Annotated in this window: 9 protein-coding genes; 2 read left to right on the forward strand and 7 right to left on the reverse strand. The window is 42.9% G+C overall.

Going from position 1 to position 10653, the window contains the following annotated elements:
* The first annotated feature begins 426 nt into the window (after positions 1 to 426).
* Entirely contained in the window at positions 427 to 1182 is a 756-nt protein-coding gene (locus Q0110_RS17955; RefSeq protein ID WP_297909773.1) for an HAD-IA family hydrolase, read from the forward strand.
* Positions 1183 to 1299: 117 nt separating this feature from the next.
* On the opposite strand, the gene Q0110_RS17960 is transcribed toward Q0110_RS17955, so the two are convergent.
* Complete coding sequence (locus Q0110_RS17960; protein WP_297909776.1) at positions 1300 to 2202, reverse strand: sugar phosphate isomerase/epimerase; 903 nt, start codon at positions 2200 to 2202, stop codon at positions 1300 to 1302.
* 155 nt (positions 2203 to 2357) lie between these two features.
* On the opposite strand from Q0110_RS17960, the gene Q0110_RS17965 reads away from it, so the two are divergent.
* The gene (locus Q0110_RS17965; RefSeq protein WP_297909779.1) at positions 2358 to 3746 is read left to right on the forward strand and encodes a DUF1080 domain-containing protein; all 1389 of its coding nucleotides are present in this window, start codon (positions 2358 to 2360) and stop codon (positions 3744 to 3746) included.
* 88 nt (positions 3747 to 3834) lie between these two features.
* Here the strand turns inward: Q0110_RS17965 and Q0110_RS17970 are convergent, their stop codons facing one another.
* From Q0110_RS17970 to Q0110_RS17995, 6 genes are all read right to left on the reverse strand, one after another.
* Positions 3835 to 5091 (reverse strand): ABC transporter permease, encoded by a 1257-nt coding sequence (locus tag Q0110_RS17970; RefSeq protein ID WP_297909798.1) that lies wholly within the window; start codon positions 5089 to 5091, stop codon positions 3835 to 3837.
* A gap of 12 nt (positions 5092 to 5103) precedes the next feature.
* Positions 5104 to 6282 carry an ABC transporter permease gene (locus Q0110_RS17975; protein WP_297909782.1) on the reverse strand — a complete coding sequence of 393 codons (1179 nt, stop codon included), beginning with the start codon at positions 6280 to 6282 and terminating at the stop codon, positions 5104 to 5106.
* Positions 6279 to 7292, reverse strand: a complete 1014-nt coding sequence (locus Q0110_RS17980; RefSeq protein ID WP_297909785.1) for an HlyD family secretion protein — start codon at positions 7290 to 7292, stop codon at positions 6279 to 6281. The genes Q0110_RS17975 and Q0110_RS17980 overlap by 4 nt, the downstream gene beginning before the upstream one ends.
* 24 nt (positions 7293 to 7316) lie before the next feature.
* Positions 7317 to 8708: a TolC family protein gene (locus Q0110_RS17985; protein WP_297909788.1), complete on the reverse strand. Its 1392-nt coding sequence runs from the start codon at positions 8706 to 8708 to the stop codon at positions 7317 to 7319.
* A gap of 111 nt (positions 8709 to 8819) precedes the next feature.
* A complete protein-coding gene (locus Q0110_RS17990) occupies positions 8820 to 9413 on the reverse strand; it encodes a cyclic nucleotide-binding domain-containing protein (protein ID WP_297909791.1) in 594 nt (197 codons plus the stop codon).
* 3 nt (positions 9414 to 9416) lie between these two features.
* Positions 9417 to 10322 (reverse strand): hypothetical protein, encoded by a 906-nt coding sequence (locus tag Q0110_RS17995; RefSeq protein ID WP_297909794.1) that lies wholly within the window; start codon positions 10320 to 10322, stop codon positions 9417 to 9419.
* Between the last annotated feature and the right edge of the window lie 331 nt (positions 10323 to 10653).

Raw genomic sequence — 10653 nt, forward strand, 5'->3', positions numbered from 1 at the left:
AGTTCTCACCGGACTACGTCATTTTTATAAACGGATTCTCGCCATGAGAAAAAATTGTATCCCTTATTTTTCAACGCATCTATCAAATTGTCCGAATAATTATAGATTTATCGGTTCTTTTTAAGGGGTACACCTTGGTGGATCAAAAAATATACCCATTAAAACCATCCTCTCGCACCGATCTTTTTGGTAAACCCCCAATAATAAACCAGTGGACCAAGCCCTTTCTTCAAATATAATCAATAGGGTCTCGTAAAGATAACCAATATCCGGTAAATATCCTAATCGCCCCATCCCTAATCCTGCTATTTGCGTTAATCTCCACAGATAACTCTGGTAAAGCAAGAACGAATCAAGCAATCCACACGATCATACATAATTCCAATTTATTACGTACCTTTGTATTGTTTTTAAGAAAATAATAATATGATTCAAGAAGCGATTATCCGATATCTGCGTAAACATCGGCAAACGTCCCTTTCCCCAAAAGCAGTTCTTTTCGATATGGATGGTGTATTATATGACTCCATGCGCTTCCATGCGCAAGCATGGTATGAGGTAGCAACCCGGCATCGGTTAACTTCCCAACTGGAAGACTTCTATATGTTCGAAGGACGTACCGGAGAAAGTACCATTAATGAACTATACCAACGTACTTTCCAACGAGACGCTACCGAAGAAGAAAAACAAACGATCTATAAAGAAAAAGCAGACCTATTCAATACATACAACGACGGCTCCCCCATGGGTGGTGCCGCTGAGGTACTAAAAGAAGTGGAAGCATCCGGATTACAACGATTAGTTGTCACCGGCTCCGGCCAGCATAGTTTGATCGATAAGCTAAACCATACTTATCCGGGGCATTTCGACCGGGATAAAATGGTCACGGCTTTCGATGTAAAATACGGTAAACCTCATCCCGAACCCTATCTAATGGGACTTCAAAAAGCGCAGGCACAGGCAAACGAGGCCTTTGTCGTAGAAAATGCCCCCATGGGAGTGGAAGCCGCCGTGTCTGCCAATATTTTTACGATAGCCGTAAATACAGGACCTCTCCCCGATCAAGTACTACTAGACGCAGGGGCTGATTTGCTATATCCAGACATGAAAAGTTTAGCTAAAGACTGGGCACAAATCATCAAGCTCGCAAGATCCACGCAAGCAAACGAATATTCAAAATAAGCGAACAAAAAAAGAGGCCGCTCAATCCAATCTGAACCGCATTCCAAAAGTTTTTGCCTAATTTCTAGGGTGTGGTTCACTATTGAGCAGCCTCTTTTTCTTTTATCATCAAACAGGTTACTTCACATAATCTGCCTTATTCAAGAAATCATAGCTCTGCTGTACGCTGGCAACCGGATCATTATTTGTATATTGTTCCACCTCAACATACCAATCCTTTATGTTATTAGCATACATCTGATCGAAGATCGGCTTGAAATTCATCTTACCGCTCGCTCCAATCTCCTTCTCGTCCTTGATATGAATAGCCTTGAACTGGCTCGGACGGTTCTTCAAATAAGCGACAGGATCACCACCACCCATCATCACCCAATATACATCCATCTCAAAGAATACGTGGTTCGGGCTTACGTTATCCAATAAATAATCGTAGATCAATTGATCATCAATCTTACGGAACTCGAAGTCATGATTATGATAACCGAAAGCGATACTAGCGGCAGCGGCCTTATAGCCCACAGTATTGAAGTAATCGCAATACATCTTCAAATCATCCAATGTAGTCTTATCATTAACCGGCATCCACGGTTGAACCATATATTTAACACCTAACTCATTATGAGCCTCGATCGCTTGATCCCACCAACTCATAACCTCGGCTTCTTTCTCTTTCGTAAAGGCCTGTCCAAGGTGAGCGCTCGTACACTTCATACCCAGGTCATTAACCATTTTCTTAAATTCCGTAGGGGCTAAACCGTAAATCTTACCATTATCATAGCTTGCTGTCTCCAGATTCTTATACCCCATCTTAGCGGCGGTTTCCAATACTTTCTGGATACCCTCTTCTTTTACAAGGTCTCTTAAAGAATACAATTGAAGTCCGATATATTTGGAAGACTCCGATGCTGTAGCCGCAGCTTGTCCTGATTTACCGCCACAAGAAGATAACAACTGTGGAACTACCAACCCACCCGCAAGCATCAAAGAGGCTTGCTTCAAAAAATCACGTCTGTTCTGCATAGTACTATTAATTAAGTTTGATTGAGAATCTTTACAAAAGTAAGACTATATTCTTAGGTTTATATCTTTATGGAAGTTAAAATCTTCAAAAATGACATTGTATTTTAATTTTCGTTATCTTTGGAAGATATATTATTACTTAAATCATTTATGTCATGAAAAAATTATCAATTCTAGCGATGGGCCTTCTCTTTGTCCTTACCACAGCCTGTAGTGTTTCCGGTAGTGGTACCTTATTCGATGGCAAAGACAGTGACAAATGGAAAATGACAGGCGATGTCTCCGTTCAAGATAACATAATGACCTTGAAAGGAACAGACGCATTAGCCGTATTAAAAAACGGCAAATACAAAAACTTCGATCTAACTCTCGAGTTGCGTACTACCCCAGGAGGTAAAGGCGCTGTCTGGTTCCACACAGATCCTGCATTGAAAAAAGGATATCGTATCGCCATCAATAACGACCGGGCTGATAAGGTTTGGTGGAAAATGACAGGAAGCCTTGTCTCCGTACGGAATTTAACCAAAAGTTTCGTAAAAGAAGATCAATGGTTCAAGATGGATATCCAGGTAGCCGGACAAGAAATCAACGTCAATATAAATGGAGAACCGGTTGTAGAGTACATCCAGCCAGCCGCTCCATATCGCAACGAAGCCAACGCCTACGCCCTGTTATCGGAAGGTACATTTGCTATAGAGAGTGGCGGTGACGGCGAGATCCAAATCAAGAATATCTCCGTAAACGTAATCGATGAATCCACCATCGATATCAACTCACAATTAGCAGAAGCTAATGATGAGCAAAACGATGAGATCATTAAATTGCATCAATCGGATTTCCCCGTATTAGATTATCACGTGCATTTAAAAGGCGGGTTAACCAAGGAAGTCGCCGCCAAGCAATCCCGCAAGACCGGCATCAATTATACGATCGCACCGAACTGCGGTATCGGTTTCCCGATCACAAACGACCAGCAAGTCATGGACTACCTAAACGAGATGCGCTCACAACCTTTCATCCTAGCCATGCAAGCGGAAGGGCGTGAATGGATTACTACTTTCTCTCCAGAGATTCTAAAAGAGTTCGACTATGTATTTACGGACGCGTTGACATTCAATGACAATAAAGGCCGTCGTACCCGTCTATGGATTCCGGAAGAGACATGGATCGAGAATGAGGAAGAATATATGGACATGATCGTGGATCGCATCTGCGCCGTATTGGAAGAGCCGGTAGATATCTATGTAAACCCCTGTTTCTTACCATCGCCAATGGACAAGCGTTTTGATGAGTTCTGGACGGAAGCCCGCATGAATCGTTTCGTCGAGGCCTTGGCTAAAAGCGGGAAAGCGTTAGAGATCAACGAGCTTTACAACATTCCGAATAAGGCTATCATTATGAAAGCGAAAGCTGCCGGCGTTAAATTCACGTTTGGAAGCAACAACGTGACGCCAAATGTCAGCGATTTATCTTACAGTATCCGCATGATGAAAGAATGCGGCTTGACCGCTGAAGATATGTATAAACCGAAAGTTAAAATCTAAGGCTAATTTTAGCATAATACATTTATCACATTCTTGTAATCCTGCGTTTACGCATACCATAAACGCAGGATTACAAGGGTGTAATAAGTTATTTATCTTTTCGCATCATCCGTTGTATCTTCATATATTGATATTGCTTAATAATCAGCCTTCGGCTACGTATGATTTGGTAGCGGTAAATGACGCAAGACAAAATGAAATATATTCCCGCCTGAATCCATAATACCCGATATTCATGCGCCACCTCATACAAGGAAGCACCAGTCGTATTGATGCGGATAAATCCTTGGATACCCGGAGTAGAAGGAAACAGATATCCCACGGCTTTCCAGAATGGAGGAATGGATGCCTCCGGCCAAGAGACTCCCGAGATAAACAATAAAATGACAGACGTGAAAACGAACACCAGCATAGGCGACTCGCGGCTGGTCATAAATCCCGATAACATCATCGACATAAAAATGCAGCCAAACAGGTAAGGCAACAAAAATAACAAGATCGTCAGCGGATCGCCAAGCTGCGGCAAAGAGAACAACCTAGGAACTACCGCCAATACCCAGATGCAAACTACCACATACAGCAAAAGATAAGTCAACGACTTTCCGAACACGATACGCAGAGTTCCACTAAAATGCCGGCAAACAGGAACCAGGCTATGGAAACGGTTCTTTTCCCGAGCTGTCCCCCCTAACATCCCGATACCCAATATCAATGTCTGTTGCAACACCAAGATCAAGATAGCCGGTACCAAGAAACTGGCAAAACCATTTTGGGTATTAAATAACGCTACCGACTCATACGGAATCGGATCTACCGTAATCTGATCCATCTTATCCGAAGAGGACGGATTATTGTGCATCCGGAGCTCCTTACCCATATCTAATGATACCTCCGTCGCAGACAAAAGGAATGCCTTATAAAATAATAGGGCGCTCATATCGCAATACAATGAAACGGTAGCCTGTCGCCCTGCATGTAAGTCCTTGCTATAATCCGAGGGAAAAAGTAAAATACCGTAGGCCTTCTTTTCGTCCAGCATCTTCTTTGCTTCCGCCATATCCGCGCAAACACCCACGATTTCCACATCTGGCGTAGCGTTAACCCGTCTGGTAAACTCACGACTCAAATAAGAATCACTTTGGTCTACCACCACCATTTTCGCCTCATGCACGACCTCGTTATTATATATAAATGAATAAAGCAAAGGATAGACAAAAGGAACCAAGAAAAAGAAAATCATGACCCCCGTATCCTTAAATACATTTCTCAATTCATCTTTCCAAATATAAAACGTATCCTGAAGACCTTCCTTTATAATATATCGTAAACGATATTCCCTTTTCATCATACACAGTTTTTACGGTAGATATTTGAAATCCAACAATGCTCTTTTCAAGTTCCGTCCGATAAGGAACGGCAAGACCAAGAATCCCAACAACCAAGCATATTCACCCAGCGTATAAAATAACTCCCGCCCATTCAAGGCTTGATCTACATAAATCAAGAAATAATGCCGCAAAGGAAATAAACGGGCCAGCGCTTGCAACGTCGGGTCCATGCCTTGTACCGGGAACGAGAATCCGACAATGGAGAACGAGATCATTCCGAACAGGCTGGCAAAGCTAAGCCCCAGACGGAGAGTCGGCAACACGCCAATCATAAACACACCTACCGCCTGAGAGGAAAGAACCAGTAAAAACATCGCCAAAAGCATTGGCAGCCAACCGCTATTCAATGGAAAAGAACCAAATCCATATAGCACCGCACAATACATAAAACCTACGACCGTAAAAATAACCGTCTGTGGCAATAGTTTTCCCAGCAAACTAACAACAATAGAATTTCCTCCCATGCTTAACCATTTACGGGATGTCGAATATTTAATCTCCGTACCAATACCGAATACCGTCACCAGAAATACCATCAACTGGATTATACCCGGTAATACCGTATTATTCAAGTATACAGAATAATTCAGCCAAGGGTTACCAATCGGATGCGTATCAATTACGATCGGTTGCAACTGCCCCATGATCTGTGCCTCAGTGTATCCCTTGGCTTGCCCGGTTTGCAAGCCAACAGCCGCACCTGCCAAGACCGACATCGTTTTCATATCCCGAAACAACAAGGAAGCGGCGATCAGGTAAGTTCCATTCGTATAGAAAGACAACCCAGGCTGCTTTCCAGAAGTAGCCTCCACCTCAAAATCGGACGGTATGTAAAAAATCCCATATACATTCCCTTTCTGCATTTCCCGACGAGCCTCAGAAAACGACATGGTTTTCATATACACTTCTGTCTGCTCAAAAGCATCCAGCTGACGAATCAAATTACGTGAGGTAGCGGAGTTATCCATATCCACCACCGCTACCGGCAGATCAGTCGGTAATCCTTCGTGCATCAAGGATACAAAGAAAATGACACAGATAGCCGGAGCGATCAGCATACAGAAAAAGTATATCGGTTGAGTTCCCAACCGATGTACCTCACGCCTCGCGATAAGCCAGATTCTATGCAAACTTTCTTTATAGGTCATATGATCTCTTTCCCTTTTTTCTTTAAGATTACAGACATTCCCGGACGAAGATCAGCGACTTTCTCCAACGGACGAGCACGCACCTCGAAAGTCTTCGAGTCATACTGCCCATTTGTCTTCGTCGCTTTCCATGCGGCATACGAACCCATATCCTTCATATAATACACCTTCAACCTCACCTGCTGATCACCCAACGCCGGGATGAAAGCGTTTACCTCCGAGCCAATCTTGATATCTTTCAACAGATCCTCACGAACACTGAAAGTCACCCATACATCATTCAAATCAGAGATATTCATGATCGGAGCGCCAGTACCAACCAATTCTCCGATTTCCGGGAACCGCTCTGAAACCTCCCCGTCAATCGGAGCTACCAAAGCACTCTCGCCCACATACGACTCAACTTCTGCGATAGCGCCTTCCGCACGTTCAACCATAGCGGCGGCGGCGGCCTTATCCTCTTTACGAGCGCCCTCCTTCGCCATCTCATATTGAGAGCGGGCAGCTTTCTCGGTCGCTACCATAGCGTTATAATTAGCTTCCGCCTCGTCTCTCTTTTGAGCGGACATGACTCCTTTCTCATATAAATTCCGGATACGATCAAAAGATTTCTTGGCGATATTCAATCCGGCCAAGGCTTTTTGCCACATCTCATAAGCGGCCGAGATCTCCTGCTCGCGAGCCCCCTTAATCGCCTTAGCGTTTTGCGCCTCTGCCGCCGCACGGGCAGCCTCCGCTTGCCTTAACTTCGCCATAACCTCAGGTGTATCTATAAAAACCAATGTATCTCCGGCTTTTACCTGATCGCCCTCACCGAAACGATAAGAAGCGATACGTCCGGGAACCTTACCGGATATACGGACTTGAGTGGCCTCGGCCTGCCCCATTATAATATCGTCAGGCGGTGTAAGCAAGAAGAAGCCCGCCAAGGCAACCAACCCGATCACGATCAATACCGTGATAAAAGCCAACATCATGTTACTGATAGAAAACTTCTTGTTCTCGTTCATCTCTGTGTATATTTTTATTTGTTATTACTCTTGTTCATTTACAGATAGCTTACCCAAAGCCTTACTTAGATAAACCTCCGTCAACTTCACCTCGATTTGCGCATCGATCAAACTAGAGCGAGCAGAAACCCAAGCCGTCTGTGCCTCCATCAAGTTCAAGGCCGGGATAACCCCTTCCTCAAAACCAAGATTCGCACGCCGCAAATTCTCTTCCGCATTTTCCATATTACGGGAGGAAGCGATCAATTTCTTCCCGGCCTCATTCACTTTATAGACTGATTGATTTACTTGTAACTCAACTTTTTCGCAGGCATCCTGCCATTCCAACGTCTTTATACGGGTCTCCGCTTTCGCGGAGTTACGCTTATAAGTTCCTTCCCACCAACCAGACAGTGGGACTTTTACCATAATCCCGACATTAAACATGCCGGCGAAATCATTTTTAAAACCATTAAATACATTCGGATTCGTGATGAAATAATTCGCCGCTAAAGCAACGTTTGGCAACATCTCTGCCAAGGCGATACGTTCTTTCCGCTTATAGATTTTCGTCGCCAGATCCAAACTTCTCAATTCACTACGATTCATGAAAGCCTCATTCAAATCTGCCGAGGCCTCTATTGTCTCTACCGGGAAATCATCCAGTCTCTCATCTGCCAACGATAAATCCCCATCTAAAGACAGACCGCAAATCTGCGCTAAGAGCATCCGGGTTAAAGCCAAGCCATTCTCAACTTTCGTCTGCGCCATCTCTGCCTCATTCAGCTTTACCTTAACAGAAAGACCATCCGCTTCGGTTGCGATTCCCTCATGGATCATAGCGGTCACATCGCTATCCATTTTACGGAGCAAATCCACATAAGCGTCTGCTAATTTCTTTTTATTTACCAAAGATATGACTTGCCAATAAGTCTCATCTGTCTTATAAATCAAGTCTTGCAATTGCAAATTATTCATAGATTCCGCTAACTGCTTCGCAAATTTAGCGATCTGGTTATAATTGACTATTTTTCCTCCCATGAATACAGGTTGCACCAACGATACATTACCCACCCAGATATTCTGCACATCCAAATGTTGCATATCGTTCACCCCACTCATCAAATGCTGGAACATCGGTAACTGGGTCAAACCTCCTAAAGACGAAGATAAGGATGAGGATAAGGCACCCACATCCAATAAATTTATATCTTTCTGGTTCCACATATAGGTACCACTCGCCGATAATTGAGGAAAATACTTGGTAAAAGCGGCTTTTTTCTCATTATCCGCCATCTTGACCTTTTCGCCTGAGATTTGTAGTTCCTTATTGTTCTGGATCGCCAAATTCCGGCATTCTTCCAACGTCAACATTTGCTGAGCATGTATATAGCTCACCGTGACTACAAACGCTAATAATAAGATAGTTCGTTTCATCTTTATATCGTTTTAACCTACCTATAATGCCATCATATATACCCTATGTGACAAAAATATAAAAACCCGCACAAAAGTATAGGTTTAAAACGAATATAAAATTGAACTAATTCAAGAAAGGATACGTTTCTTCAACTTACAATACCAAGAATCACTAACTCCCATATATTGAGCAATATACTTATCTGGAACACGGCTTACTATCCATTGGTGGTTCGTATAAAGATATTTCAGGAATTCTTCTGCCTTACAGGTTTGGCGAACGGCGAACATCGAATAGAGTTTGGAAATGATCATTAACATCACATTCTGATAACTAGCGGCAAAAGCAGGGTAGCCCAACGACAAACGTTCGATATCCGTTCTAGAGAAACAAAGTAATTCCCCATCCTCGATAGCCTTCACCTCAAACTCGGAAGGGGCTTGCGTAAAATAGCCAATCGTAGAGACAAAAGGATACATGCTATCCGAGGAAAAACCCGTCACGCATTCATTCCCATTCTCATTAATATATTGATTGATAAAAAGCCCCTTATTAATAAAGTAAGCATCCTGACACAACTCTCCCGTACGAATCAAATAATCCCCCTTTCGGATCGTCACACTTCGAGTACAACTTTCCAGATCTTGTAGGAAAGATTCATCTTGAGACAAAATCTCCGGAATAAAATTCAGGAACTTCTCAAAGTCGGGAGATAATCTCATACTTTAATCATCTAAAGAGAATTTCTTCTGGCCAATCAAATTACCATCAGAGAAAATATCTACACGGTAAGTACCCGGAGATAAAAATTCCTCGATATTCCAATACATGGTCACAGCCACTTCCTCTCCTTCATATTCTATCATTTTCTTCATAGAATAATTGATCTCCTTACCTTCAAAGGCAAATACATCCGCACGACTCTTCACCAAAATATCATCATCCGGTTTCATGATCCGTACATATATCATTTTCTCGCCGACAGGAGCGGTAATATTCTTCGCGATCTTGAAAGTCACAACAAATTGCTGCATTTTCTTAATACGCTTGGCCAACTTACCCCGGGAGTTCACTGGAGTCACACTAATATCCGTAGCATCCAAACGGCTAGCTAAAGTCACTCTTTCGGTCAGTTTCTCCTTCTCCTTTTTTAAGGTAGCGGCCTGAGAGGTGGCTCGTTGATATTTCTGGACAGCTTCATTCTTCTCTACTTTCAACTGCTCATTCTCTCGATTCAAGGAATCGATCTGGACAACATAGTTACGCATGATTTTACGCAAGGTGTTCAGCTCCTTTTTCAAGCGGGCTATTTCCTTGGCATTCGTTGCCTTCACTGTACGCAATTCTTCCAATAAACGTTGTACTTTCGCTTGTTCCGTAGATAATAAGGCAACAAGGGAGTCATTGCCCACACTAAACTTATACCCTTCATACTGAAGAGACAGCTCATTATATTCATCTTCCAGAGCTTCTTTCTCCAGATCAAAAGTCTCCACCAAATCTGTCATTTGTTGCTTTTGATGATAAATATAATAACCGGCACCGGCTATAATCAATATCAATACGATAACCGCTACGATAAGTAACGAAAGTTTATTTACTTCTTTATTCTCTTTCTTTTCTATATCCATGAGGTTCTTAGCTATTACAAATAGCACAAAATTACAACTTCTTATTCATCTGGACAACAAAGTACACCTAAAAATAGAAAAAGCCAAAAGGATATTAAGGAGATGAGACGTAGCATACCCCATCTCTACAACAAAGTAGATACAAGAAAAAACATATCTAACAATCACCCAACAGATTATTATTTTGTTGTAGAGACGGGGCGTGCCCCGTCTCATCACGGACTGGTAGTATTCTAAATATACAAATAAGATCACTGTCAAACATCGCGAGGGGAGGAGACGGGGCGTGCCCCGTCTCTACAACTGGGGACATACAATAAATACGGGGCGC

Origin of the sequence: uncultured Parabacteroides sp., assembly GCF_947855115.1 — a bacterium.
Taxonomy (GTDB): domain Bacteria; phylum Bacteroidota; class Bacteroidia; order Bacteroidales; family Tannerellaceae; genus Parabacteroides.